The organism is Desulfovibrio sp. 7SRBS1, assembly GCF_049723905.1.
Lineage (GTDB): Bacteria > Desulfobacterota > Desulfovibrionia > Desulfovibrionales > Desulfovibrionaceae.
This window is the reverse complement of sequence record NZ_JBJKFD010000001.1, coordinates 2,156,586-2,181,731: the sequence shown is the minus strand read 5'-3', so window position 1 is coordinate 2,181,731 and position 25,146 is coordinate 2,156,586. Positions and strand designations below refer to the sequence as shown.

22 protein-coding genes are annotated in these 25,146 nt (G+C 56.8%); 11 read left to right on the top strand and 11 right to left on the bottom strand.

The window, feature by feature from the left end:
- The first annotated feature begins 269 nt into the window (after positions 1-269).
- The gene (locus tag ACI0FJ_RS10030) at positions 270-1,082 is read left to right on the top strand and encodes a formylglycine-generating enzyme family protein (protein WP_424302632.1); all 813 of its coding nucleotides are present in this window, start codon (positions 270-272) and stop codon (positions 1,080-1,082) included.
- Between the two features lie 200 nt (positions 1,083-1,282).
- Here ACI0FJ_RS10030 and ACI0FJ_RS10025 read toward each other — a convergent pair whose 3' ends face one another.
- Both ACI0FJ_RS10025 and ACI0FJ_RS10020 read right to left on the bottom strand, forming a co-directional pair.
- Complete coding sequence (locus ACI0FJ_RS10025) at positions 1,283-2,515, bottom strand: aminotransferase class V-fold PLP-dependent enzyme (RefSeq protein ID WP_424302629.1); 1,233 nt, start codon at positions 2,513-2,515, stop codon at positions 1,283-1,285.
- An 11-nt stretch (positions 2,516-2,526) separates the two neighbouring features.
- On the bottom strand, positions 2,527-3,570 hold the full coding sequence (locus ACI0FJ_RS10020) for a zinc-dependent alcohol dehydrogenase family protein (RefSeq protein ID WP_424302627.1): 1,044 nt from the start codon (positions 3,568-3,570) through the stop codon (positions 2,527-2,529).
- 165 nt (positions 3,571-3,735) lie between these two features.
- Here ACI0FJ_RS10020 and ACI0FJ_RS10015 point away from each other — a divergent pair, with 165 nt between their 5' ends.
- Together ACI0FJ_RS10015 and ACI0FJ_RS10010 are read left to right on the top strand one after the other, a co-directional pair.
- The gene (locus tag ACI0FJ_RS10015) at positions 3,736-4,203 is read left to right on the top strand and encodes an Lrp/AsnC family transcriptional regulator (protein WP_424302624.1); all 468 of its coding nucleotides are present in this window, start codon (positions 3,736-3,738) and stop codon (positions 4,201-4,203) included.
- 66 nt (positions 4,204-4,269) lie between these two features.
- On the top strand, positions 4,270-6,276 hold the full coding sequence (locus ACI0FJ_RS10010; RefSeq protein WP_424302621.1) for a molybdopterin-containing oxidoreductase family protein: 2,007 nt from the start codon (positions 4,270-4,272) through the stop codon (positions 6,274-6,276).
- Positions 6,277-6,343: 67 nt separating this feature from the next.
- Here the strand turns inward: ACI0FJ_RS10010 and ACI0FJ_RS10005 are convergent, their stop codons facing one another.
- The 7 genes from ACI0FJ_RS10005 to ACI0FJ_RS09975 form a co-directional block, all read right to left on the bottom strand.
- On the bottom strand, positions 6,344-6,847 hold the full coding sequence (locus ACI0FJ_RS10005) for an AbrB family transcriptional regulator (protein ID WP_424302618.1): 504 nt from the start codon (positions 6,845-6,847) through the stop codon (positions 6,344-6,346).
- A gap of 378 nt (positions 6,848-7,225) precedes the next feature.
- On the bottom strand, positions 7,226-9,637 hold the full coding sequence (gene lon / locus ACI0FJ_RS10000; RefSeq protein WP_424302615.1) for an endopeptidase La: 2,412 nt from the start codon (positions 9,635-9,637) through the stop codon (positions 7,226-7,228).
- Between the two features lie 254 nt (positions 9,638-9,891).
- Positions 9,892-10,212 carry an acylphosphatase gene (locus tag ACI0FJ_RS09995; RefSeq protein WP_424302612.1) on the bottom strand — a complete coding sequence of 107 codons (321 nt, stop codon included), beginning with the start codon at positions 10,210-10,212 and terminating at the stop codon, positions 9,892-9,894.
- 116 nt (positions 10,213-10,328) lie between these two features.
- Complete coding sequence (locus tag ACI0FJ_RS09990; RefSeq protein WP_424302609.1) at positions 10,329-11,327, bottom strand: ABC transporter substrate-binding protein; 999 nt, start codon at positions 11,325-11,327, stop codon at positions 10,329-10,331.
- Positions 11,328-11,647: 320 nt separating this feature from the next.
- Positions 11,648-12,142, bottom strand: a complete 495-nt coding sequence (locus ACI0FJ_RS09985) for a GlcG/HbpS family heme-binding protein (protein WP_424302606.1) — start codon at positions 12,140-12,142, stop codon at positions 11,648-11,650.
- A 226-nt stretch (positions 12,143-12,368) separates the two neighbouring features.
- Positions 12,369-13,061, bottom strand: a complete 693-nt coding sequence (locus ACI0FJ_RS09980; protein WP_424302603.1) for a 3'-5' exonuclease — start codon at positions 13,059-13,061, stop codon at positions 12,369-12,371.
- Positions 13,062-13,097: 36 nt separating this feature from the next.
- Positions 13,098-15,125, bottom strand: a complete 2,028-nt coding sequence (locus ACI0FJ_RS09975) for a putative nucleotidyltransferase substrate binding domain-containing protein (protein WP_424302600.1) — start codon at positions 15,123-15,125, stop codon at positions 13,098-13,100.
- 184 nt (positions 15,126-15,309) lie between these two features.
- Here ACI0FJ_RS09975 and ACI0FJ_RS09970 point away from each other — a divergent pair, with 184 nt between their 5' ends.
- The 6 genes from ACI0FJ_RS09970 to ACI0FJ_RS09945 all read left to right on the top strand — a co-directional run bounded on the left by ACI0FJ_RS09970 (position 15,310) and on the right by ACI0FJ_RS09945 (position 22,157).
- A complete protein-coding gene (locus ACI0FJ_RS09970; RefSeq protein WP_424302597.1) occupies positions 15,310-16,422 on the top strand; it encodes a response regulator in 1,113 nt (370 codons plus the stop codon).
- Positions 16,423-16,756: 334 nt separating this feature from the next.
- Positions 16,757-17,086 (top strand): STAS domain-containing protein, encoded by a 330-nt coding sequence (locus ACI0FJ_RS09965; protein ID WP_424302594.1) that lies wholly within the window; start codon positions 16,757-16,759, stop codon positions 17,084-17,086.
- A gap of 368 nt (positions 17,087-17,454) precedes the next feature.
- Entirely contained in the window at positions 17,455-18,021 is a 567-nt protein-coding gene (locus tag ACI0FJ_RS09960) for a helix-turn-helix domain-containing protein (RefSeq protein WP_424302591.1), read from the top strand.
- Between the two features lie 3 nt (positions 18,022-18,024).
- On the top strand, positions 18,025-19,683 hold the full coding sequence (locus ACI0FJ_RS09955) for an AMP-binding protein (RefSeq protein WP_424302588.1): 1,659 nt from the start codon (positions 18,025-18,027) through the stop codon (positions 19,681-19,683).
- A gap of 105 nt (positions 19,684-19,788) precedes the next feature.
- Positions 19,789-20,340, top strand: a complete 552-nt coding sequence (locus ACI0FJ_RS09950; RefSeq protein ID WP_424302585.1) for a helix-turn-helix domain-containing protein — start codon at positions 19,789-19,791, stop codon at positions 20,338-20,340.
- A 161-nt stretch (positions 20,341-20,501) separates the two neighbouring features.
- Positions 20,502-22,157, top strand: coding sequence for an AMP-binding protein (locus ACI0FJ_RS09945; RefSeq protein ID WP_424302582.1), 1,656 nt, complete (start codon positions 20,502-20,504; stop codon positions 22,155-22,157).
- Between the two features lie 64 nt (positions 22,158-22,221).
- Here the strand turns inward: ACI0FJ_RS09945 and ACI0FJ_RS09940 are convergent, their stop codons facing one another.
- Together ACI0FJ_RS09940 and ACI0FJ_RS09935 are read right to left on the bottom strand one after the other, a co-directional pair.
- Entirely contained in the window at positions 22,222-22,458 is a 237-nt protein-coding gene (locus ACI0FJ_RS09940) for a hypothetical protein (RefSeq protein WP_424302579.1), read from the bottom strand.
- Positions 22,459-22,582: 124 nt separating this feature from the next.
- The gene (locus ACI0FJ_RS09935; RefSeq protein ID WP_424302576.1) at positions 22,583-23,506 is read right to left on the bottom strand and encodes a DMT family transporter; all 924 of its coding nucleotides are present in this window, start codon (positions 23,504-23,506) and stop codon (positions 22,583-22,585) included.
- A gap of 112 nt (positions 23,507-23,618) precedes the next feature.
- On the opposite strand from ACI0FJ_RS09935, the gene ACI0FJ_RS09930 reads away from it, so the two are divergent.
- On the top strand, positions 23,619-24,209 hold the full coding sequence (locus ACI0FJ_RS09930; RefSeq protein WP_424302573.1) for a TetR/AcrR family transcriptional regulator: 591 nt from the start codon (positions 23,619-23,621) through the stop codon (positions 24,207-24,209).
- Positions 24,210-24,430: 221 nt separating this feature from the next.
- The gene (locus tag ACI0FJ_RS09925) at positions 24,431-25,081 is read left to right on the top strand and encodes an HAD family hydrolase (RefSeq protein WP_424302570.1); all 651 of its coding nucleotides are present in this window, start codon (positions 24,431-24,433) and stop codon (positions 25,079-25,081) included.
- Positions 25,082-25,146: the final 65 nt, after the last annotated feature.

The following is a 25,146-nucleotide window of genomic DNA, read 5'->3' as shown; positions in this document are numbered from 1 at the left end:
GCGATGCGGGATGGCTACAGCGTTGGGCAGCCAAGGTCAGGGGCGGGACAGCAAGGCTGGAACGGGTTTGGGAGATTACACGACGATAAGATTGCTTGGGGCAATATGAAATATGCTTTTTTTACAGTGCCAGTCGGTGATTCTGAGGCTGCCAGCACATGATTTGGGGAACTGAATGTATTTTGTTCCCAGAATCGTGTGGTAGCTGTGGACAAGCATGTTGTTGTGTCCAGCCCAACGCGCCGAATTGCAACACATAGGATTTTGTAATGACTTTTGAATGGCTGGACAACGGCATTCCTCCTTCCCCTTTTCCACCACAATGGGCGAGTGCTTGGGGGATGGACTGTTACGGCGTGCATGCCGATATCATCATAAATGATGTTACTCAACGCATGCGTTGGATCCCGCCTGGCAAATTTTTGATGGGCTCTCCCGAATCAGAGTTTGATCGCAAAGATGACGAAACGCAACATGAGGTGACACTTACACATGGCTTTTGGCTCGCCGATACCGCTTGTACTCAGGAGCTATGGGAAGCAGTGATGGAGAATAATCCGAGTAAGTTCTCCGGGGAACCGGAATTGCCCGTTGATAGTGTGAGTTGGCAGAATTGCCAAAATTTTTGTCAAAAGGTGAGTGCATTGCTTCCTGACATACGCCTTACACTACCGACCGAAGCACAATGGGAATACGCCTGCCGTGCAGGGACGGAAACCCCTTTTTCATTTGGGGAAAATATCACACCGGCACAAGTCAACTACGATGGAACCCGCCCGTATGCTGACGGGCAAGAGGGAAGGTTCCGAAAAAAAACGGTTCCGGTAAAGGCGCTCGAGTGTAACCAATGGGGGCTGTACCAGATGCATGGCAATGTATGGGAATGGTGTCAGGATTGGTATGGTGAGTATCCCACGTCTTCAGTTGTTGACCCTTTTGGGGCAGATTCTGGCGAGAATCGTTTGATTCGTGGGGGGTGCTGGATCCGCTACGGCGGGAGCGTTCGTTCTGCCTACCGCGGCAGGTTCGATCCAGGCTTCCGCTACGTCATCACTGGCTTTCGTTTTTCTCTAGGTCGTTAAGCGAACTCGCCGGAGGCGCAACAGGGAAAACAGAAGCCCCTGCCGGGCTGCGATGCAGGATGGTTACAGATTTGGGCAGCCAAGGTCAGGGGCGAAGTTCCATGAGTATGCGTTGTAGAATTGCTGCGAAGAGTGAAAAATATTCAAAATATCGCCCCCCCCTTGAACCCCATTCAAGTGCACTCTTGCCGCCTCCCCCCCTACAACAACTTATCCAGCTCCGTGGCAAGCCGCTGCACGTCCTTCCCCGACGTGTAGTGCACCAGGGAAAAGCGCAGCACGCCCAGGTCGGGATCAATACCCAGCGCCTTGATAAGCCGCACCGAGTAGAAGTGGCCCGCGCCGCACAAAATGCCTTTTTCGCCCAGCCGTTCAGCCAGTTCCCAAGGTGTCTTACCCGCAGGCACCACCGACACCGTGGGGTTGCGGTGTGCCAGTTCTGCCGGGCCGACCAGGCGCAGCCCGTCCTTGCCTGCAATGTAGTCCAGCAGTGCGCTCAGGGCCGGGCGTTCGCCTTCCTTCAGGAGTGTGCGGACTGCCTTGGCCTTTTCCTGGTCCGAGTTCGGGCCGTCGTATTCGTGGTGCGTTAGCAGGGCGTCGAAGTAGTCGCTTACGCCCTTGATGGAGGCTATCTGCGCATGGTCCGGTCCTGAAGGCATCAGCCGTTTCACCCGCACTTCTTCGTGAAAGTAGTGCCCCTGGTTGCGCAGGTTGGGCACCATGTCCGGGGCAATGACCATCACGCCCTGGTGTGGGCCGTACACCTTGTACAGCGAGAAAAGATAGATATCGGCACCCAGGGCCGGGACGTCGGGCAGGCCGTGTCCGGCAAAGGATACGCCGTCCACCACGGTGCGCACGCCGTGGTCCTTGGCTACCTTGCAGAACGCCGCCACCGGGTTGATCTCGCCCAGAATGTTGGAGCAGTGCGGAAAGGTCAGCAGCTTGGTCTTGGGGGTTATCAGCCGTTCCAGATCGGCCACGTCCAGGGAACCGGTTTCGGGGTCGATGGACCACTGTTTCACCACCATACCCTGGCTTTCCAGCCGCCGCCACGCACCGCTGTTGGCCTCGTGGTCCTGATTGGTGACGATGACCTCGTCGCCGGGTTGCAGCCAGCCCAGCACCGCCTTGGAGAGAACATAGGTGTTCTGCGACGTGGACGGGCCGAAATAGACATCGTCCGCATTCACGTTCATCCATTTTGCCAGTGCGCCGTAAGCCTCGTCCATCATGTCCCCGGCCTTCATGGAGACCGGGTTGGGGTAGTAGGGCTGCACCTTGCACTGATGATAAAAGGTATTCAGCCGGTCCATGACCTGGCGGCACATGTAGGAACCGCCAGCGTTTTCCATAAACACGGTGCCCTTGAGCGATTCTTCGGAAAAGGCGGGGAATTGCTGCCGTACGAACGTTGCGTCCAGATGTTTCATGGTGTGTTTCCTCATGCGTGGGGAGCGATGATCGTTATTCCGGTTCCGCTGAAAGTATTCATATCCGCGAGCGCTTCAGGAGCCTCACCGAGCGGGATGGTCTTGCCGACCAGTTGCGCCGGGTTAAGCTTGCCGGTCGCCAGCATGTTCCACATGGCGTCGTAGCGGTGGGCCTGTATCCCGTGGCTGCCGTATATTTCCAACTCGTTGGCCACAACCTGGGCCATGGGAATCTGTGGCGTGGTGTGTTCTCCCAGCATCAGCCCCACCTGCACGTGCCGCCCGCGCTTGCGCAGATTGGCCACGGAGTTGAAGCAGGTTTGGGGATGGCCCAATGCATCCACGGAAACATGGGCTCCGCCGCCGGTTACGTCCCGTACCGCTGCCACGGTATCGGTCTCGCGCGAGCTGTTGATGGTGGCGACCGCGCCCACCTGCCGGGCCAGTTCCAGCTTGTCGTCGCCAATGTCTATGCCGACCACGTTGGCCCCCAGCGCAGTGGCTATCATAATGGCGGAAAGGCCCACGCCCCCGCAGCCGTGCACTGCCACCCACTGCCCGGCCGATACACGGGCCTGGTCCACCAGCGCCCGGAAGGCAGTGACGAAACGGCAGCCCAGGCTGGCCGCCGTGGCGTAGTCCATGTCCTCTGGCAGGCGCACGAGGTTGGCGTCCGCGTGCTGCAGGGCTACGAACTCGGCGAACGATCCCCAATGGGTAAAGCCGGGCTGAAACTGGTGGTCGCACACCTGCTGATTGCCGGAATTGCATTGGGGGCAGGTGCCGCAACCGCAAACAAAGGGCACGGTGACCCGGTCGCCGCGCTGCCATTTGCTGACGTTCTTTCCGGTTTCGACAATCACACCCGCCAGTTCGTGCCCCGGCACATGGGGCAGAGCAATGTCCGGATCGTGACCTACCCAGCCGTGCCAGTCGCTACGGCACAGGCCCGTTGCCAGCACCTTTACCACCACGCCGTTGTCGTCCGGTGTGGGATCGGGCAGGTCGGTAACCACGGGCAGCTGGTTGAATTCTTCGTAATAGACGGCTTTCATGTTGTTCGCATCCTCCAGGGCAAAAGCGGTACAAAAGTCCGGGTTTACGGTCACTGGAGACTATAGGGCCAAAAGAGGTGAATTGTCCTTGATTTCGCAGATAAAATTATCCTAAAAAATGAAATGTTCATTCGTTTTGATGGCTATTAATGAAAGGATGCCTCAATGATGGAACTTGACGAGAAAGATATGGGTATTTTGCGCGTTCTCCAGGAGGACGGGCGGGCGTCCAACGCCAAACTGGCCGAAGAGGTGTCCATAAGCGAGGCGGCGTGCTGGCGCAGGCTGAAAAGATTGCGGGAAAACGGGGTCATCGAGCGCTTTCAGGCCATACTGAACCGGAAAAAACTCGGCTTTGGCGTGCTGTCCTTTGTGCAGCTCAGCTGCAACCAGCATTCGGAAAAAGTCACCCGCGAGCTGGAGCGGATAGTCACTGAAAATCCCAATGTTCTTTCCTGCCACAACACCACGGGCGATGACGATTTTCTGCTTCAGGTCGTTGCCAGGGACCTGGACGACTACAGCCGTTTTGTGGAAGACGTGTTGCGCAAGATTCCCGGCGCCACGAACATTCGTTCCAATATTTCCCTGCGGGAATTGAAATCCTCAAGCCGCCTGCCGCTGCCGGAGTAGAGGCGGGGGCTGGTGCATTTTTATCCCATGAATTTAAAGACCGCGACACACGCCGGAGTTTGAAAAATGAAGACCTGCAAGACGATCTGCCCTTACGACTGCCCGACAAGCTGCGGGCTTGTTGTCACCACCGACGGACAGTCCATCCTGAAAGTGCGGGGGGATGGCGACGATCCTGTTTCCCGCGGGCTGATCTGCCGCAAGATGCAGCGCTACGAAAAATCCATCCATTCGCCGGACCGGATTCTCACCCCGCTCAAGCGCGTGGGTGACAAGGGAGAGGGGCGGTTTGCGCCGATTTCCTGGGACGAGGCCGTGGATACCATCACCAGCCGCTGGAAACAGGCCCTGGCCGAGACCGGCCCCGAGTCCATCCTGCCGTTTTATTATTCCGGGGTGATGAGCCTTATCCAGCGCAATGGCGGGGATGCCCTGTTCAATCGGATGGGGGCCTGTTCGCTGGTCAAGACGCTTTGTGCCTCGGCCAAGGGCGCGGGCTACTCGTCGGTGATGGGCAAGACCGGCTGCCTGGACCCGCGTGAGCTGAAACACAGCGATCTCTTTATCGTCTGGGGCAGCAACATGAAGGCCACGCGGCTGCAAAGCATGCGCGACTTGGCCAAGGCCCGGCAACAGGGAAAGCGCGTGGTGCTCATCGAATCCTATGGCCGCGAAATGGCCTCGTATTGCGATCAGGTCGTGCTGGTCACTCCGGGAACGGATGGTGCGCTGGCCCTGGCAATGATGCATGTGCTGCTCCGGGAAGGGCTGGTCGACAAGGAATTTTTGCAGCGCGAGGCCGTTGGTTTCCAGGACTTCGCCAAGACTCTGGACACCTACACCCCGGCCTGGGCCGAGGGCATCACCGGCGTTCCGGCACAGACCATCATCGAGCTGGCACGGGAATTCGGAGCGGCTTCGGCCCCTGCCATCATTCTGGGCAGCGGCAACTCGCGCCACGGCAACGGCGGCATGACCGTGCGGCTCATCACCATTCTTTCGGCCTTTACCGGCGCATGGGCCCGTCCCGGCGGCGGACTGTGCGGCTGCAATCCCGGCGGCGGACCCTATGTGGATATGACCCGCATCACCCGCCCGGACCTGCGCAGCAACACGGCCCGCAAGGTGAATATCAACATGCTGGCTTCGGCCCTGGGCGGAGAAGCCGGGCAGGCACCCATTCGGTGTCTGCACATCTACGCCTGCAACCCGGTGGGGGCTGTTGCCAACCAGGAAGGCATCCTGCGCGGGATGAGCAATCCCGACCTGTTCACCGTGGTGCACGAACGGTTTATGACCGATACGGCCCGCTATGCGGACATCATCCTGCCGGCCACTTTTTCCGTGGAGCAGTCGGACTGCTACAGCTCCTACGGCTATTGTTCCTTTGGCACATCCTTCAAGGTCATTCCCGCACCCGGCGAATGCAAAAGCAACTGGGACATCTTTTGTCTGCTTGCCAAGGCCATGGGCTACCAAGAGAGCCACTTCGACCGGAGCGAGGAGGATCTTGTGAAGGAGCTTTTGGGCAACCCCAGGCAGGGGCTGCAAGGGCTTTCGCAAGAAGAATGGGACGTTCTGCGGACCGGCGGGGTGGTTTCCATACCTTTTGTCGACCATACCGACTGGCAGACCGGCGCGGGAAAGATGCTTATCGTCAACGACGCGCTGGACGCACCCATGCCGCATTATTTCGCAAATCACGGGGGCACGCAGCCGCTTCATCTGGTGGCCGCACCCAGTTCCGAGACCCTGAACTCCATTTTTCTGGAGCGGGGCGATCTGGTGGACCGGCGCGGGGCCATGGCCCTGGTCATGCACCCGGACGACGCGGCGGCACGCGGCATTGTGGATGGAGATGCGGTATTGGCCTTCAACGAGCAGGGCGAGGTGGCTTTTTGCGCCAGCCTCACGCCTCTCGTCGCCCGCGGAACCGTGGCTGCCGTCGGGGTGTTCCAAACCGCCAGGTCGGCAAACGGCAAGCTTGTCAACACCTTGCACCACGAACGACTTTCGGACATGGGCCAGGCAACCACGCTGAACGACAACACCGTCGAGGTCCGCAAGGCCTGAGGGCTTGTTGTTCAGGCTGTCAACTTCCGCCTGCGGATATAATCTGGCCTTGGTAGAGGTCTTCTTTTCAGAGAAGGATGTGACACAGCCGCATAATGGTTGGTGCAAGAAGAATGACCAGGATGACCCGGACGATGTGGAAGGTCAGCACAAGGAACAGGTTGACGTCGATGCTGGTCGCCATTCCTGCCATGGCGGTCATGGCGCCGGGGCTGGTGCTGAGGAACGCGGTGTCTGGATCGATGCCCAGGAATTTGGAAAAGACAAAGGCCAGCAGCCCGCCGAAGAGGATCAGCAGGAGCGCGGAGGAGAGCATGGGAATGGCGTAATGGCGTATCTGCTGCAGCATGTCTGGCGAAAACTGCATGCCCACGGCCGCGCCGACAATGATCTGTATGGCGAATGACCAGTGCTTCGGCAGCGTCAGGGGCGTGTTGATCATCAGTTTGAAGGCTATGACGGCAAGCATTGCGCCGATGATTGTTGCTCCTGGAACATGAAGCCGGTTCATTATCAGGCCGCCCACAAGGGCGACGCCGAGGATGACGAGAAGATGGGTGAACTGTTGCACGACTTGCTGCCGAAATGCGGTGACCGATCCGCCGGTTATTTTTGCCCGCAGGCAAATGGTCGGTGGTGAATCCGAAAGTTTGTTTCGATGCCGAGGGAAGGAGCTGACGCGTTGCAGGAGCCTGTTGTTCCCGGAAAAATGGGGACATTATTCCTGGCTTTTCAATTGTGCAACTCTGTTTTTTCGCCTGCTGCCGGAAACAACTCCCGCGGCGCTCCGGCGGAGAGCCGGTGGGAGCGGCGACGGGGGACGATTGAAAAAAATAGACGATTGAAATCTTTTGAAAAATTTAAAAGGCCGGAGAAGGATATCCTTCTCCGGCCTTTGTTTTTGTTGGGTTTACCCCGTGACTGGCTGTGCCTGCCGAACTTCGCGTCGCTAGTTGTCCAGCTTTTCGCAGGCCAGGGGCCACACTTCGTCGATGCGTTCCACCGGTTTTATCTCGATGGTGCGGAGCAGTTCCTTGGGGATGTCTTCCAGGTCCCTGGTATTTTGGGACGGGATGATAACCCGCTTGAGTCCACGCGTTACAGCGGCCAGGATTTTCTCCTTGACGCCGCCCACGGGCAGGACGCGCCCGCGCAACGTAATTTCACCGGTCATGGCCGTGTTGTTGCAAATGGGTTGTTCCGTCAGCGAGGAAATCAGCGCCGTCACCAGGGTAATGCCTGCCGACGGTCCGTCCTTGGGGGTGGCGCCAGCGGGCACGTGCACGTGCAGGTCCACCTTGTCGAGGTCCTTCTTGATGTTCAGGGCTTCGGCATGGCTCTTGGCATAGGTAAGGGCGGCCTGGGCGCTTTCCTTCATCACGTCGCCGAGCTGTCCGGTAAGGGTCAGCTTGCCCTTGCCGGGCATGGTGGTGACTTCGATGTGCAGTATCTCTCCGCCGTAGGGTGTCCAGGCAAGTCCAAGGGCAACGCCTGCGGGCAGCTCGGTATCCTTGTCCTCGTCGCGGAAGATGGGCTGGCCGAGCATTTTGGAAAGCATGTTGGCGGTAACGCGGAAGCGGCCTTCGTCGCCTTCGGCCCTGCGTCGGGCAAGCTTGCGGCAGATGCTTCCCACTTCGCGTTCCAGGTTGCGCAGTCCGGCTTCGCGTGTGTACTCGCGAATGATCTTCGCCAGTACGGTGTCGCCCATCAGCACGTCTTCAATCTGCAGGCCGTTTTCCTCTATCTGCCGCGGCAGCAGGTAGCGCCGGGCAATCTTAACCTTTTCCTGCTCGGTGTAGCCGGGCAGGCGGATAATTTCCATACGGTCGCGCAATGCGCCGGGGATGGTGTCGAGCACGTTGGCCGTACAAATGAACATGACCTTGGAGAGGTCGAAGGGCACGTTCAGGTAGTGGTCGGAAAAGGAGTTGTTCTGTTCCGGGTCCAATACCTCCAGCAGGGCCGACGACGGATCGCCCCGAAAATCCGCGCCCAGCTTGTCGATTTCATCGAGCATGATGACCGGGTTGCGGGTTCCGCACTGCTTGATGCTCTGGATGATGCGTCCGGGCATGGCGCCTATGTAGGTACGCCTGTGGCCGCGGATTTCCGCTTCATCCCGCATTCCGCCCAGGGACATGCGCTGGAATTTGCGGCCCAGGGCGCGCGCAATGGAGCGGCCCAGCGAGGTTTTGCCCACGCCGGGAGGGCCCACGAAGCAAAGGATTGGGCCTTTCATCTTGGGGTTGAGTTTGCGCACGGAAAGATACTCAAGGATGCGTTCCTTGACCTTTTCCAGATCGAAGTGGTCCTCGTCCAGGATGGTCTTGGCTTCCTTGATGTCGAGCCGGTCGCGGGAAAGCTTCTTCCACGGCAGCTCCACCATCCAGTCCAGATAGGTACGGATAACGGTTGCCTCGGACGAATCCGGGTGCATGGATTCGAGCCGTTTGAGCTGCTTTTCAGACTCTTTCAGCACTTCCTTGGGCATGCCCGCCTTGGCAATGGCGTCCTTCCGCTCTTCCATTTCGTCGCCTTCGCCGCCGACGTCGCCAAGCTCCTTGCGAATGGCCTTGAGCTGTTCGCGCAGGAAGTATTCGCGCTGGGCCTTGTCCATGCCTTCTTTGGCCATGTTCTGGATTTTGGCCTGCATGCTGGCCACTTCGACTTCTTTGCCGAGCTGCGCGTTGACCAGTTCGAGCCTTTCGACCGGATCTTCGCATTCCAGAATCTGCTGTGCCTTGGCAACCTTGATGCGCAGGTTGGAGGCAATGAGGTCGGCCAGGCGCCCAGGGTCTTCCACACTGGAAAGTACGCTGGAAATATCCTGGGTGGAAATGCCGCGCAGAGACATGATCTTTTCGCTCTGTTCGCGGGCGGCCCGCATAAGGGCTTCTTCTTCCGCCCCGGTGGTTTCGGGCTCCTGTTCCTCAATCGTTTCTATGCGCGCTTCATGGAAGGGCTCACTCTGGGTGAATTCCTTTACCTTGGCTCGCGAAAGCCCCTGGACAAGCACCTTGAGGCGTCCATCGGGCATTTTGAGCATGCGCATGATCATGCAGACCGTACCTACTGTGTACAGGTCTTCATGTTCCGGTTCGTCAACATGCTCTTCCTTCTGGGTGACCACCATGATGAACCGGTTGGAATTGAGAGCGGCATTCACCGCCTCCACGGATTTTTCCCTCCCCACAAACAGGGGCAGAATCATATAATTGAAAATGACGATGTCGCGAACGGGCAACACCGGCACTACTTCGGGAATATCCATGGAAGCTTTTTCATCCTGGTCATCAATCAAATCCTCAGCCTCGATCTGAAATTCGAGTTCCTGAGGGGTGGTTTTGTTCTCGTCGCTCATGGGCGTGAACCTCCTGGATATATCGCTTGAAGTGCCTCTTCGGCCTTTTACACGGAAAAATAGAGGGCCAGGCAGAGGTAATTGTCCGCCAGATGTTAATTAATAATCACTCTGAGGGGTGCGTAAAGAGAAAAAAGGTGTTTTGAAAGAAATAATACTGAAAAAACTAGTTGTGAACATGGTAAATGGAGGAGTGTCGGCTAATGAGAAGGAACTTGTACGGTAAACAAATGGTAGAAATGTGGTGAAGTGTCTTAGCGTATAACAAGAAAATCATCGAGTCCGGCCAATTCCGGGGCGGCCAATTCCGGGGCAGCCAGGTCCGGGGCAGACGATTCTTCCGACGCTTCGAAGCAGTCCACGGCATCCACCCGGGAAAAAGACGGCCCCTTGGCGAGTTTTGCCCGAAATTTTTGCAGTGTTTTGCCATCTGCCCGGGCCATGCATTCGACCCGACCATCGGGCAGGTTGCGTACCCAGCCGATAACGCCCATGGCGCGGGCTGTTTTTTGCGTCCAGCCGCGAAACCAGACGCCTTGGACGCGGCCGGAAATGTAACAGTGAATTGACGCCATTTCGATTGGTTATCCGTATGTTGGCTGGTGGCAGAAGAAATATGGCCCTGGTCCGGTTCCTCATACCGGCGGCTTTTGTAATGGAGTGTTTCTCCATCGCCCGGTCCGGACAGTTCTTACTGGAAAATCACACTGTGCGCGAGTTCTTCCGGTACGCTGATGTGGAAGCGTTCCAGTTGTTTTTTGTTCAGGTAGAGCTGCCCGTGGCTGTCGACCTGCAGTGGAATGTCTGCGGGAGGAGTGCCCTGAAGAATCCTTAGGGCGATGCGTGCGGCTGATTCCCCGTGGTGAACTCCGTCAAGAGTGAACGCGCCAACCGTTCCCGTGTCATGTACCGTGTGTTCCTGGCAGGAGAAGACCGGGACGGGGCAATGGGTCGTGGTCCAGTCCAAGGCTTTTGTTATGCCCACATGATTTCCATCCGCATCCTTCAGGGCATGAAAGGTCGGAATTACAACCAGATCGTACCGTCCCGCCCGCCTTATGGCTTTTTTCCACTCGGCCCAGTTGTAGGCGACCTTGAATTTCAGGGAAAGAGTGCCCAGCCGTAGGGATCTTTTGTCCTTGATGGTAATTTCCAGAAGGGAATCGCTCGTAGGGCTGTTGTCGAACAGGAAAAGCATTTTCCGGGCAGATGGAAGCAGGGATTTTAAAATTCGGGCAGTCGGAAGAACCGGTGTTCTTTCCAGCAGGCCCGCGAGGTTGGAAGGCCGTTCCCAAAAATATTTGCGGGGATTGTTGTTCATGCCGAAGAAGACAACGGGAATTTTCAACTTTGCAATGCGGAGGCCGAGCAGATTGAAGGCCGTGTCGTCCCCAATCATTACGAGGTCCGGCGATTGCTGCAGTACTTCAGAGTATATGGCGTCGACTTTCGGAGCAAACTGCTCCGGGGCCAGGCGCTTGGAGTCGAGATAATAGAATTTAACGTTCAGATTCCCCAGAACTTTCAGGATTCCGGTGTCGCATTGCCGTGTCCAGGTCAGCGTCGGGTGGTAGCTCTGGATGACAATGACGTCTTTGCCATTTTCCGCCTTCACCATTGCACTGCACAGCATAATGAACAGGGCCGGTAATATTGTGAGTAATGTGTGTATTTTCGTTAGTGCTTTCATCTGGGCTCCATGGCTTGAGCAATGGACTCGATAGACTCTAAGAGGGAGGGCAGTTTAATTATATTACATTATAGGTCTTTATGGTCAAGAGGCGTAGGGGGGCCGACTTTCTGGTCTCGGTTCTCGGGATTGTTGCTTTACAGGAGACGTGGGGAAGGACGCGGGGGGATGCTGGGGAAGATGGCTCCGGTACTGCAATTTTTCCCGTCGTGCTTTTGTATTTTTTTGAGCGGCCTGACAAATTGGAATTTGTGATCGAGCGCAAACAAAAGGCGCTCCTTTATGAAGCGCCTTTCGGGATCGTTTTGGGAAGGGATAAATTATTTCAGAACAGCGGCAGCTGCGTTGGCTACGTTTTCGTCTTCGTCCACGGTTCCGCCGCTTACGCCCACGGCACCGACAACCACATTGTTCTTGTCCACCAGCAGCACACCGCCGGGAAACAGAACCAGGCCGCCGTTGGTGACTTCAATGCTGTAAAGGGATTTGCCAACCTGCGAGGCTTCGCCCAGTGCCCGTGTGGACATGTTGAAGTAACGGGCCGTAACAGCTTTTTTGATGGAAACATCAATGCTGCCGAGGAAAGCGTCGTCCATTCTGTAAAAGGCTTTCAGATTGCCGCCGGAATCGACCACGGCAATGTTCACGGGAACTTTGATTGCCTCGGCTTTGGCAACTGCAGCCGTAAGCACCTTTTGAGCCTGGGCCAGAGTCAATTCGCCCGGAACCGTTACCTTGAGAGGTTCAGCAAAGGCCGCAGTGGAGAATGCAAAAGCCAGGATGAGACTGAAAATCACCATAGAGAATTTGCGCATGGGAGATTCCTCCATGTAAAAAAATATTCGAACTACTTTGCTATTTAGTGGAATAGTATATTGATTACAAGGGGCATAGTGTGGGTGATTCGTTGTTTTATTTTTCTGTGCCTATGCTTTTGGCAGCATAATGCATTTTATAAAAACAAAATCGTTTTAACAGCATTTTTTTTATGTGGAGTTGGACAGCAATTGTCCCTTTTTTGCAGAAAACAGCTTGCCGGGGCTACACTTTAAGCAGCTCTCCCCACGTGGAGAGCCGCCCGTCACGCAGTTTGCGCAGCAGCACCAGGAAAAGGCAGGCGGTCTGCATGGCGTCGGACAGGGCGTTGTGCGCCGGGTAGGGGGGGAGGTTGTAGATTCTTCCCAGGTGGGCGAGGTCGAAGGCGGTACGTTGGTCGAACTGTTGGAAGTATCCGCCTTGCGCGGCCTGGTGCACCTGCGCAAGATGCATGGTGTCCTGCCGTGGGTTGTTCAGCCTGCCTTGCATCACATCGCCCAGCGCGCGGTTCAGGAAGTCCATGTCCAGGCCGATGTTGTGGCCCACAATAATCCGGCCCGTGCAAAAGGTTACCAGATCGGGCAGCACACTGCGCAGCCGGGGCATGTTCCGTACTTCGTCCGGGGTGATGCGGTGGACCAGGGTGGAGAGTTTTTTCAGCCCTTCGCGCGGTTGGACCACGGAATAAAAGGTCTTGCCCGCCTGGATGCGCAGGCTGTCGATGTGTACGGCTCCGATGGAAACAATCTCGTCACCCGCCGGGTCAAGGCCTGTGAGTTCCGTATCCAGCACCACAAAGGGCACGTCAGCCAGGGGCGTGTCCCGGCGTAGTAGCGCGCAGGCCGTGTCGTTCTCCTGCAGAAGCGGGTGCTCCTGTGGATTTTTTTTCAGCAGGCCAAGGGCGCGGCGCAGGGGCATGGGGGCTCCGGAAAGGCCACGTGGGCGCGGCCATGGTTACATATCCAGCCGAAAAGTTTCCCGCACGTGCGATTGCATTTCCCCCAGCACGGCAAATGCCTGCTTCAGCGTGCGTTTTTCCAGCTCTGTCAGGCCGGACGGATCGAGAAAGTTGTCCGGTTCGCGTCCTTGGTCCATGCGGCGAAGCTGGTGCACCATGCGTATCTGGGTGATGAAGGCGTAGGCCTCGCGGATTTCATTGTACAGGCCGTGGCTGAGCGCGCCTTTTTCGTAAACCGCCTTGAGCCGGTCCAGGGTGTTGGAGCGTTGCACGCCCTGGGAAAGGGCAAGCAGCCGAGCGAAATCCACAAAGGGCATGATGCCCCGTTTTTTCAGGTCCAGCCGGTTTTTATGCTGTCCGTCTTTTTCCACCATGAAATTCTTGAAAAACGTCAGGGGCGGGTTCTGGCGCAGGCAGTCGCGCGCCAAAAGTTTGAGGAATACGCCGTTTTGCGGTGCATGGTCGGCAATGAGTGCCCGCAGGTCGCCGCACAGCTGCGGGTCACCGTACCCGTGCCGGAGGTCGAAGAAGATGGTGGCGTGCAGCAGCCGGTCCGGTTCCGGCTGTTGCATCAGCTTCAGAAAATATGTGCGCCAGTCCGGCCCGCTTTTGCGCCATTGGGGGTTGGAGGCCATCATGTCGCCCGGGCAGCGGGGAAATCCGCATTGCTCAAGGTGGTTGATCATGGTTCGGGAGAGGGCGGCAAAGTAGGCCTCGGCCTCTTTCCTTTCTTCCGGTTTGTCCGATTTGCCCGGCGGCACAAAGGCCAGGGCGTTGTCCTGGTCCGTGCGAAAGGTCTGCTCCCGGCGTCCCTCACTGCCCAGCAGAATCCAGGAAAACGGCACCGGCGGTGTACCGGCCTCGCGTATGCACAGGGTCAGCAGCCGTTCCAGCAGCAGGTCGCCCAGCACGGCGACCATCCGGCTCACGTTGTCGGCCCGCGCCCCTTCTTCCATGAGCAGCCGGATGACCATGGGGGTTTTGCGGCTCAGGTCATAGAGGCTTTGAAAGGTGTTTGCTGCCACGATTTCTCGGTACAGGGAAAAAGGGGAACGGCCCTGGAGCACTAAAATATCGTGCGACGTGATGACGCCCCGGATTGTTTTTTTTTCATTGGGGTCGGGACTGTCCGGGTCGACAACAGCCAGGTGGTGGATCTTTTCGCGCATCATGGTCAGCAGGGCGTCGAAGCAGGTGGCATCGGCCCGGATGGTGGCCACGGGTGCGGTCATTATTTCGTGCAAAGGCCAGTTGTAGTTCAGCCCCTGGGCCACAACCTTGTAGCGGAAATCCTTGTCCGTAACGATGCCCTGGACTTCCCCCTTGGCGTCTGCCACCAGAAGCGACCCCACATGTTCCCGGGCCATTATTTCCGCTGCCGCCCGGATATTTTTTCCGGCCTCCACAATGATCGGCTCACGCCGCACAATTCGGTCCACCCTGGCGGTAAAAAGATACAGGCTGGCTTCCGGCTTGGGGCTTATGTGGCTTTGGCGCAGCTCGGAAAAGGCCTTGTCCATATAGGTTTCGGAAAAGTTTTTCAGGTAGTGGCGGGCAATGCCCGGCTGCTTGTCCACAAGCTCCAAAAACGCCTGTTTTTCCATCCGGATGAAAAAGGTGTCTTCCACGGTTTCCGCGTTCAGCCCGGCTTTGTCTCCCCGTATCAGGGCCAGGGCGCCCACGGCTCCGCCTTCGCCCCTGAAGTCGACCAGGGAGAGGCTTTCCTCCCCACCCTCCAGCCTGTCAAGAAACAGACGCACGCCACCGCGCTGCACCAGCCACAGCGTGTCCGGCTCGGTCTTTCCCTGATGCATGAATTGTTCGCCGCGCGGGATGAAATCTATGGTGCATTGCTTTGCCAGGCGCAGGCGCGTCTCCTCGGGGAGGTCGGTAAACGGAAGTGTTTTGCCCAGAAATTCGGCAATTCCAGAGGGATCACGTTCCGATGCGCCTGGTGATGTCCCTTTGGGCGAACCGGATGAACCCTCGTAGGGGGCTGAGGTCTTGTGGTCCGAACCGGCCATGGCATGTCCTTTGGGCAAGAAAAACGGGAATTTCAATTTGATAATAGCCCGGAGAAATTTTTGTGTCCACACCCGTCCGTTTTTTTCGTGTGCGCACCTGTCGCGGCGTATGGCACCATTGCTGCATTCCTGACCACAGAGTGAATCATTGAAGGAAAAAAATTCCGGTCATTGGAGTGGAGTCATGTTGAAGGGATTGGATTTGGTCGTCATAGTTTCCGGCCATGAAGGGCACGCACGTATGGACCGCTTGGCAGCGGGAAACGCGGGTGCCGTCAGCGTACAAATTTTCGGAACAGGCGAACAGGCAATGGAGTTTCTCCGGGACAACAACGCCGATCTGGTAGTGTGCGACGAGCAGCTGGCAGATATGGGCGGAAGGGAATTCGCTTCCCGATTGCGGAGTGACCCGGTGCTTTCCCTGCTCCCCGTGCTCATGGCTTCCGGCAGTTCGGACGAGGTCGATGTGCTCGAAGCCCTGGCCTCCGGGTGCTCCGGCTATCTGGTCCGCCCGTATTCGCAGGATTCTTTCGAGCGCCAGATCAGCCAGGCTGTTCGCAGCAGCTCGTTTCCCGGCAACATGGCTGTTCTGCACGCCAAGGCCCGCGCCAAGCGCAAAAAGGAAGGCATTACCCGTCCTGCACCAAGCACCCGGCTCGATCCGGTGCCGACAATCGCCGAGCGCAATCCGGCCCGCTTTCACTACAAGCAGGGGCAGATCTGCTACGTGAACAATGCCTATCGGCCCGCGGCCGAGGAATTTCGCAGGGCCATCACGATCAACAAATATTATGCCGAAGCCTACGAGGGGCTGGCCCGCGCCTGCCGTGGCATGGCCGACGAAGCCGGATATGCCGAGAACATGAAGCATGCCATGGAGCTGTACGCGGAACAGGAACGCTTTCTGGAAACGCGCCATGTTTTTCTGGAGCTGCGCAAGGCCCGCGAATTCCCGGTCAATCCGTTTTACGAGCTGGGCATCAGCCAATGGAAGGACGGTGATTATCCCGAAGCCATTCTGTCCTGGCGCAGGGCGGTGAAGTTGGCCCCGGAAAGCGACCGGGTGGTGACCTGCCTGGCCTGGGCCTACAATATCATCGGCCGCAACGATCAGGCGGTTGAATTCTTGAAAGAGGCCCTGGAGCAGTACCCCCATCTGGACAAGGCCGGAGCCTTGTACCTGCGGTTCACCGGGCAGACGGCAAGGACGGAAAATCCTTTGCGCTCCATGATGACCCGTGGCATCAGCTCGCTGCGGCGGGTTGTGGGCCGGGGCGAAGCGGAAAACGCAGCCTGATGTGAAGTCCGCAATATGCGGAGACGTCTTTTGCTGATGATCTGACCGGGCGTGTCACCTTTGACCAGACTCGTCATGCGAGTTCTTCAAGAGTCCGCAAATCTGCATCCTATCGCAAGTCCGGCGGCCGGTTCCAAGGAATCGGCCGCTTTTTCTTTGCGCAGCAGCAAAAGGGGGGGCATGCTTGGGACACTGCCGTGCCGTGCTTCTTCTGTCCCCTTTTTTTCTTGTCTCTTTCTTGTCTCTTTACGGAGGGTTTTCTCCTCCTCTTGCCACCACGGGCGTCTTGAAGTAGACTTCCCGTCAACCATCACCAAAAGGTTTAGGAGCGTAGATGGACGAAATGTACGGCAAAATTCCGGTCATCAAACTGGATGGACGTGTTGTCAGCGACAATGCACCGGATGTGAAAAAGCGGATTCAGGATCGCCTGACGGAAGGCTACCTGAATCTGGTGCTTGATATGTCCAATGTGCCGTTCATTGATTCGTCCGGTCTGGGAACTCTGGTTGCCAGCTTCCGCACGGTAGGAGCCAAAGGTGGCGTCCTGCTTATTGCCGGTCTTATTCCCGAGGTGAGAGCCCTGTTTCAGTTGACTCGCTTGGACAAGGTTTTTGAAATTTACGAAACTGTGGATCAAGCTGTTGAAAGTTTGCAAGACTGATTCCTCGCATCCCGGAACGTACTCTGCACACCAGGGAGTAAAAGCGGGTTTTGCCCAAGTCCGGCACAGCACGCCGGTTTCCCAACACGCAGTTTTTGAGTGCGAGCCCTGCTTTCATGCCCCTCAGGCAATGAAACGCATATCCCATCTTTTTTCTACTGGTCGGCCTTTTTCAGCGGCCAATATCCCTCTTGGGGCCGGACTATCCGGCCTACCTATTCTATAGGGCAACCGCCTGCCATGGCAGGTTGTCCGTTAACCGATTTGTTGTGCCGCGCCGCGACCGAGTATGGTACTCGCACGGCGGACTCGGCTACACTTTCTTATAATCCAAAGCGTACACGAAACCCCTCATAGGGAGGAACACCATGGGGAAAAGCAAACTTGGCGAGAGAATCAAAACCTTCAGGGAAAAACTCGAACTCAGCCGCGAAGACCTTGCGGATCGTTCAGGTCTTGATTTGGCGTTCATAACATCTCTGGAAGAGGAAGATGTGTATCCCTCGTTGGGACCGCTGATCAAAATAGCCCGTTCTCTCGGCGTGCGACTGGGAACCTTCATGGACGACGAGGAAAACGTCGACCCGCTCATCATCCGCCAGATGGAGCGCGAAGAGGAATTGACCATGCGCCCTGGTATAAGGCGCGATGCAGCACTTTCCTTCCATTCGCTGGGCAAGGGAAAGACCGACCGCCACATGGAACCCTTTTTCATTGAAATTCGTCCGGAAGAGGGAGAGCACAAGCTTTCCAGCCACGAAGGCGAAGAGTTCATCGTCGTGGTGTCGGGAAAGATAAAGCTGCTGCATGGCCGTAACGAACATATTCTGGGGCCGGGAGACAGCCTGTATTTCAATTCCATCGTGCCGCACCACGTTGGATGCGAAGGCGACAGCCCGGCGGAAATCTATGCAGTGCTCTATTTTCCGGAGTAAGGCATGAAAGAAAAACAAACCGCATTGCGAGAAATGACCCTGGGGCAACTCCTCGACCAGACCATTGAAAAATATCCGGACGAAGACGCGCTCATTTATGTGGACCGAGGCTTCCGCAAAAGCTGGACCGAATTCGGACAGCTTGTGGACCAACTTGCCAAGGGGCTGATGGCTCTGGGCATCAAGCGCGGCGACAAGGTCGGCATTTGGGCCACCAACGTGCCCTATTGGGTCACGCTCCAGTTTGCCACGGCCAAAATCGGGGCCATCCTGCTTACGGTCAACACCAGCTACAAGCGCGAAGAAGTCCGCTATCTGCTGAAGCAGTCCGAGTGTGAAAACATTTTCATCATCGATGGCATGCGCGACACGGACTACATCCGGGTAATGCACGAGCTGATTCCGGAATTGCGCACCAGCGAGCGGGGGCACCTGCACAACGAGGAATTCCCCCACCTGCGGCGAGTCATGTTTCTGGGCTCGGAAAAGCACCGCGGCATGTACTCCCTGCCGGAAATCATCAGCCTTTCGGCCATGGTTACGGACAAGGAATACCAGGAGCGCCAGGACAGCCTGGACCCGCACGACGTGGTCAACATGCAGTACACCTCGGGAACCACCGGGTTTCCCAAGGGCGTCATGCTCACCCACTACAACATCGGTAACAACGGCTATTGGATCGGTGAAAACCAGAAGTTCACCCACGAGGACCGCGTCTGTATCCCCGTGCCTCTGTTCCATTGCTTCGGCTGCGTGTTGGGCGTTATGGCCTGCATCAACCACGGGGCAACCATGGTCATCACGGAAACCTACAAGCCACTCGACGTAATGGCTGCCGTGGACCAGGAAAAGTGTACCGCCCTGTACGGGGTGCCCACCATGTACATCGCCATTCTGGACCACAAGCTGTTCGACCGTTTCGACTACTCCTCCCTGCGTACCGGCATCATGGCGGGGTCGCCCTGTCCCGTGCCCATCATGCGCAAGGTCATGGAAGTTATGAACATGCGGGAGATCACCATCTGCTACGGTCTTACCGAGGCCTCGCCCGTGATGACGCAGACCCGTGTGGACGACGACATCCGCCGCAAGACCGAAACCGTGGGACAGGCCATGCCGGAAATCGAGGTCCGCATTCTGGACCCGGAAACCGGGGAGGAATGTCCCATCGGCGTGCAGGGTGAAATTTGCTGTCGTGGCTATAATGTTATGAAAGGCTACTACAACAACGAACAAGCCACTGTGTCCGCCATCGACAAAAACGGCTGGCTCCATTCCGGCGATCTCGGCACCATGGACGAGGACGGCTATTTTGTAGTGACCGGACGCCTCAAGGACATGATCATCCGGGGTGGGGAAAACATCTATCCGCGCGAGATCGAGGAATTCCTCTACAATATGGATGGCGTGGCCGACGTGCAGGTGGCGGCCGTGCCCAGCCGCAAGTACGGCGAGGAAGTGGGCGCCTTTGTCCGCCTGAAAAACGGCACGGACATGCAGCCCGAAGACGTGCGCGATTTTTGCCGCGGGCAGATCGCCTGGCACAAGATTCCCAAGTATGTCGCCTTTGTGGATGAATATCCCATGACGGCCAGCGGAAAGATTCAGAAGTACAAACTGCGTGAAATGGCCGGGGAGCTGTTTCCCGAGGCCATGGAGTAAGTGGCCGACACCACATGAAACGTGCCTGTTGATGGGGCCGCCGCCGACGTGGAAGGCGGTCCGTTCGTGTTGCACCGCAACCTCATGCACTACTGGAGGTGCGCAATGAGCAAACCGTATGAAGAAATAGCGCCAAGACTTCGTGCGCTGCGCGACGCCGTGGATATGACCGTGCAGGACATGGCCGAAAAGACCGGGATGAGCGTGGAAGAGGTGGAAAAGTACGAGTCCGGAGAATCTGAAATTCCCGTGAGCTTTCTTTTCGACGTCGCCAAGGTGTGCGGCGTGGACACCACCGTGCTTATTTCCGGTGGCGACTCCCACCTGAAGGGCTTTACCGTGGTGCGCGGGGAAAGCGGGCTTGATGTTCGGCGGCGCAAGGACTACGGCTACAAAAGCCTTGCCTACCGCTTTGCCGGGCGCAAGATGGAACCCTTTGTGGTCACCGTCCCGCCCAAGGAACCCGAAGAAATGAATTTCAACCGCCACTCGGGGCAGGAATTCATTTACATGCTGCGCGGACGCCTGGAAATCCGCCTGGAGGACAAGGTTACGGTCTTGGAACCCACAGACAGCATCTATTTCGACTCCCATATTCCTCATGCGCTGCGTGGACTGGACAACGCGGAAGCCGAGTTTCTGGACGTCATTATCTAGTGTGATGTTCGTCGGGAGCGGCTCGGCTTGGCAAGACAAGGCCCACCGCCCCCGGACATCACACGTAAAAACTCGGTTTTTTACTGTCCGTGCCGCGTGTTGCGGCATGTCCGACGCAACCACAAGCTGCTCCGGCAGCATGACATAAGGGAGAAATTAAAGTGACTAGCCGCCTTAAGCCAGCCTCGTATGAGGAGTTTTGCAAGACCTTCCACGTTGATGTGCCCGATAACTACAACTTTGCCTTCGATACTCTGGATGCCCTGGCCGCAGAACATCCGGACAAGATTGCCATGGTCCACATCGACCCGGAAGAAAAACGCTGCGAATACGACTTTGCCTATTTTCGCGACGAATCCATGCGACTGGCCAATGCACTGAAGAGCCAGGGGTTGAACAAAGGCGACCGGGTCATGCTCATCCTTTACCGCCGCGTGGAATTCTGGGTCACCATGCTGGCCCTGCACCGCATCGGTGTCGTACCCATTCCGTCGCCCGCGCTCCTGACCCCCAAGGACATTGAATTCCGCGTCAATTATGCCAAGGTCAAAGGCGTTATCGTGGAAAATACCGTGGCAGACCGGGTGGAAGCCGCGCGGGCCGCTTGTCCTTCTCTGAGCGTGCTCATTCAGGTAAGCGGGGAGTCTTTATTCGACGGATGGGCTGGCTACGATGCCATCCGCAATGCCGCCAGCCCCGAGTTTCCGCGTACTGCCGAGGCCCCCGGCGGCAAGGACCCGCTGCTCATCTTCTTTACCTCCGGCACCACGGGCATGCCCAAGATGGTGGAGCATACCCACGAATATCCGCTGGGCCACTACACAACCGGCGTGTACTGGCACAACCTGCACGCGGACGACCTGCACCTTACCCTGGCGGACACGGGCTGGGGCAAGGCCGTATGGGGCAAATTTTACGGCCAGTGGATGGCCCAGGCCGCAGTCTTTACCTGGGACTTCCGGGGCAAGTTCGAACCCGCGCACCTGTTGCAGCTTATTGCCGACCATAAAGTCACCACATTTTGTGCGCCGCCCACTGTCTATCGCTTTATGGTGCGTGAAGATCTGAGCAAGTACGACCTTTCCGCCCTGCGCCACTGCACCACGGCAGGCGAGCTGCTCAACGACAGTGTATTTCTGGCCTGGAAAGAAGCCACAGGCCTGCCCATCTACGAAGGCTACGGCCAGACAGAAACCTGCCTGCAGATCGTGACGCTTCCCTTTATGGAGCCCAAGCCCGGCTCCATCGGCAAACCCGCACCCGGTTGGGAACTTGACCTGCTCGACCCGGAAGGCAAGGTCTGCGCACCCGGTGTGGAAGGGGAAATCTGCATCCGCATCCAGAACGAGGATGGCAGCAAGCGCAATGTGCTCGGCCTGTTCACCGGGTATCTCGACGAGCCGGAAAAGACCGCGTCCGTTAAGTACGACGGCTATTACCACACAGGTGACAAGGCCTGGATGGACGAAGACGGCTACCTGTGGTTCCTCGGCCGCAACGACGACCTCATCAAGAGTTCGGGCTACCGCATCGGACCCTTTGAAGTGGAAAGCGCCCTCATCACCCATCCCGCCGTGGTCGAAGCCGCCGTGACCGGCGTGCCCGATCCCGTGCGTGGGCAGGCCGTCAAGGCGACCATTGTTTTGGGCCAGGGCTATGAGCCGTCTGATGAACTGACCAAGGATATTCAGAACCACGTCAAAAAAGTTACCGCTCCCTACAAATACCCCCGCGTGGTGGTCTACGTGGACGAGCTTCCCAAAACCATCTCCGGCAAAATCAAACGCGCCGAAATCCGCGAACAGGACGAGGCGTAGGAGAGGGCAAAGGGAGAAAGGGAAAGAGAAGAGGGGAGAAGAAGAGATGCGAGGGGGAAACCTCTTAAAAGAGGTTCTCCCCCTCGCGCTCCCCCTTCCAGAACTTTTTAATAATGATTAATTGGGCTTGATATTCAACCGCCAGAGAATCTCTTTTAAGAGCGGGTAGTATCGCGCCGGTGCGCAGCACCGTGAGCCGTAGCGACACCACGTTTTCGCGTAGGCGGTCCCGCAAAGGGCGTCCCGTCCTTTGCGCATCTGGCAAGTCTAAAAGTTTTCCCCCTTTGCCATTTTTAAGCACACGTTTTCTCTTCCGAGGCCTCAAGGCCTCGGAAGAGAAAACGTGTGCTTAAACCGCAGGTCCAGGAGGCCGTTGCCTCCTGGCGGTGGTCTGGAGGCAGCGCCTCCAGTTTTCTTTTCTTCTTCTACTTTTGTGGAGACACGATTGCCGTCATCTTTGGGTGAATCTGCTTTTTACTGGTTCTGAGGACGTACCAGACGATGGAAATCAGGATGACCGCGCCGCCCGTTATGGTGGTGAGCGGGGGCTGTTCGTTAAAAAAGGCAAAGGCCCATACCGGAGCCAGCACAGCGCTGATCAAGGTGAGAGTCGCCATTTCCGCGGCTGGTATATAGCGGGACGAAACCGCATTCAGCACCCGCCCGAGTGGAGCGGAAAACAGCCCCATGCATCCCATTATCAGCCAGGTATTCAAGCTGAAGTTGGACGGCGTAGAGGGAATGAACATCACCAGGGCGATAAAGAGACCGCCTAATCCAACAACGGCGAGCCTGCTGATTTCTTTGTACTTTCTCCATAATGTCCCGTTGAGACCGAGGCAGGAAACCGTAATGATGGCAAAGTCGTCTCCAAGGAAATTTCCCCCTTTCAGCGAGCCGTTGACCACGATAAAGATGCCCAATATTACGCCTGCAATGGCCAGCCATAAGGATTTTTGTGTTTTCTCACGCAGGATAATCCAAGAGACCAGAGCGGTGAAAATGGGGCGGGCGCTCATGATGAAGACCGTATTGGCCACGGAAGTATGCTTGATGCTGAGCACGAAGGTCGAGGCACTGCCCACAATAAGCAGCGCCGAAACAACGACGGGCCAACCGCTCTCCACTAGTGTGCGAACAAGACCTCTGGGGTCTGTGATCTGAATGAGCAGCGCCATGGAAATGGCGGAGAACAGACCAAAGAGAAAGGCCGTATCAACGCCGCCGACCCCGGAAAGCCGTATGAAGACGGAGTCGAAGCTGAGGAGGAGTCCGCCTCCCAAGGCCGCTAGCCGTCCCTTTCCATGGTCGTTGTCGGGAAGTATTGTCTTTACTGACGATATGTTCATAAGGTACTCCTGTGTATTATCATACTTATGAGTATGATAATGAGAGCTTTTATGGTCCATGTCAAGAAAAGCATACTGGCTAGTATGATTTTATTTTGAAGGGAAGAGCGGCATGAAAAAAAGCGAACAGAAAAAAGAGCAGAAGCGGAACGATATTATCCAGGCTGCCCAGGAAACCTTTCGTACGGATGGGTATATTGGAGCCAGCATGGACAAAATTGCCCAATGCGCCGGGGTGACCAAGCAAACCGTGTACAGGTATTTTCCTTCAAAGGAGGTGCTGTTCCAGGCTTCGCTTGAAGCCCGGCGGGCAGGCCTGGACAGACAGTTTCAGGGAGAATTGGCAGGGGATGACCCGTACGAGGCCCTTACTCGTTTTGCCATTGGCTTTCTCAAGCTGCACATGTCCGAAGATCACTTGGCCGGTGTGCGCCTTTTGGTTGCGGAAGGGCCGAACGCTCCGGAGCTGACCCGGGCTTTTTTTGCCTTTGGCCCGCACAGGACGGCAGAGTGCCTGAAAGAATTCTTAACCGCGAAATTTCATGTTGAGGACCCGGAATATGCCGCAAAAATGTTTCTCAGCACTCTGCTTGCCCTGCGTATGAACGTCCTTGTGGGGCTCATTCCCGTTCCGACGCATGAGGATATTGTCCGTCATGCGGAACGAACCGTGTCAGTCTTTATGAACCGGCTCAAGGAATAATGTCGGGCTGTTGCCCGGCTGAAATTCTTTTTCATAAAGAAGGGCGGGGTGCCGTAGGGAGGCTGAATTTTCATCTTTGTCCGCCATTGCGGCATCCAGACAAGATGTGCAGAATACAGCCCGCGAAGCGAAAGCCCGGAGCAACAATATCTGGCTCGAGATCGAGCAGACAACACTCGTTGTTTCTGAATACAAATAATATACTACCTATGGGGAATTCATTGGACTTTTCTGCAGTAATTTTTGATTTGGACGGTACTCTTTTGTACACTCTGGAAGAGATAGCAACCGCGGGCAACGATGCCCTGGCCCGTTTGGGGTATCCGACGCACCCTGTGGATGCGTACAACCATTTTCTAGGCAGCGGAGCAAAGAAGCTTGCATTGCGCATGCTGCCCCCGGACCAGCAGACCCAGGAAGTGTTCAACCGTTTTAACCCCATTCTTGAGGAAGAATTGAATCGGTCGCTGAACACCGTTGCCACGCCGTACCCCGGCATTGTTGAAGCACTTCACAAGCTGGAAGAATCCGGGAAAAAGTACGCCGTGCTTTCGAACAAGCCCGAGAAATTCACCAAGGTTGCCATACGCAAATTTCTGCCCAGTGCGAATTTCTTTGAAGTGCGGGGAGGGCGCGACGACATGCCTCTCAAGCCCGCGCCGGACAGCGCATTGGCCCTTGCCCTGAATATGGGCGTGGAGCCGGAGCGTACGCTTTTTGTGGGCGATACGGACGTGGACATGCTTACGGCCTCCAATGCCGGGATGATCAGCGTTGGGGCGGCCTGGGGATATCGCGGCGCGGACGAGCTTGCCAAAGCAGGGGCGCAGGTCGTTGTGGATGCATCCGAGGACCTGATAAAGCAGTTTTGACGCGCGCCCGAACCATCGGGTAAAGGCTCTTTTTTGCTATCCGTGTTCGGGAGCTAACCCGATTT

What these genes read in the sequence shown, in the direction of transcription:
- ACI0FJ_RS10030 (WP_424302632.1), top strand. Translation starts at nt 270, where the DNA reads ATGACTTTTGAATGGCTGGACAACGGCATTCCTCCTTCCCCTTTTCCA.
- ACI0FJ_RS10025 (WP_424302629.1), bottom strand. Translation starts at nt 2,515, where the DNA reads ATGAAACATCTGGACGCAACGTTCGTACGGCAGCAATTCCCCGCCTTT.
- ACI0FJ_RS10020 (WP_424302627.1), bottom strand. Translation starts at nt 3,570, where the DNA reads ATGAAAGCCGTCTATTACGAAGAATTCAACCAGCTGCCCGTGGTTACC.
- ACI0FJ_RS10015 (WP_424302624.1), top strand. Translation starts at nt 3,736, where the DNA reads ATGATGGAACTTGACGAGAAAGATATGGGTATTTTGCGCGTTCTCCAG.
- ACI0FJ_RS10010 (WP_424302621.1), top strand. Translation starts at nt 4,270, where the DNA reads ATGAAGACCTGCAAGACGATCTGCCCTTACGACTGCCCGACAAGCTGC.
- lon (WP_424302615.1), bottom strand. Translation starts at nt 9,637, where the DNA reads ATGAGCGACGAGAACAAAACCACCCCTCAGGAACTCGAATTTCAGATC.
- ACI0FJ_RS09995 (WP_424302612.1), bottom strand. Translation starts at nt 10,212, where the DNA reads ATGGCGTCAATTCACTGTTACATTTCCGGCCGCGTCCAAGGCGTCTGG.
- ACI0FJ_RS09990 (WP_424302609.1), bottom strand. Translation starts at nt 11,327, where the DNA reads ATGAAAGCACTAACGAAAATACACACATTACTCACAATATTACCGGCC.
- ACI0FJ_RS09985 (WP_424302606.1), bottom strand. Translation starts at nt 12,142, where the DNA reads ATGCGCAAATTCTCTATGGTGATTTTCAGTCTCATCCTGGCTTTTGCA.
- ACI0FJ_RS09980 (WP_424302603.1), bottom strand. Translation starts at nt 13,061, where the DNA reads ATGCCCCTGCGCCGCGCCCTTGGCCTGCTGAAAAAAAATCCACAGGAG.
- ACI0FJ_RS09975 (WP_424302600.1), bottom strand. Translation starts at nt 15,125, where the DNA reads ATGGCCGGTTCGGACCACAAGACCTCAGCCCCCTACGAGGGTTCATCC.
- ACI0FJ_RS09970 (WP_424302597.1), top strand. Translation starts at nt 15,310, where the DNA reads ATGTTGAAGGGATTGGATTTGGTCGTCATAGTTTCCGGCCATGAAGGG.
- ACI0FJ_RS09965 (WP_424302594.1), top strand. Translation starts at nt 16,757, where the DNA reads ATGGACGAAATGTACGGCAAAATTCCGGTCATCAAACTGGATGGACGT.
- ACI0FJ_RS09960 (WP_424302591.1), top strand. Translation starts at nt 17,455, where the DNA reads ATGGGGAAAAGCAAACTTGGCGAGAGAATCAAAACCTTCAGGGAAAAA.
- ACI0FJ_RS09955 (WP_424302588.1), top strand. Translation starts at nt 18,025, where the DNA reads ATGAAAGAAAAACAAACCGCATTGCGAGAAATGACCCTGGGGCAACTC.
- ACI0FJ_RS09950 (WP_424302585.1), top strand. Translation starts at nt 19,789, where the DNA reads ATGAGCAAACCGTATGAAGAAATAGCGCCAAGACTTCGTGCGCTGCGC.
- ACI0FJ_RS09935 (WP_424302576.1), bottom strand. Translation starts at nt 23,506, where the DNA reads ATGAACATATCGTCAGTAAAGACAATACTTCCCGACAACGACCATGGA.
- ACI0FJ_RS09930 (WP_424302573.1), top strand. Translation starts at nt 23,619, where the DNA reads ATGAAAAAAAGCGAACAGAAAAAAGAGCAGAAGCGGAACGATATTATC.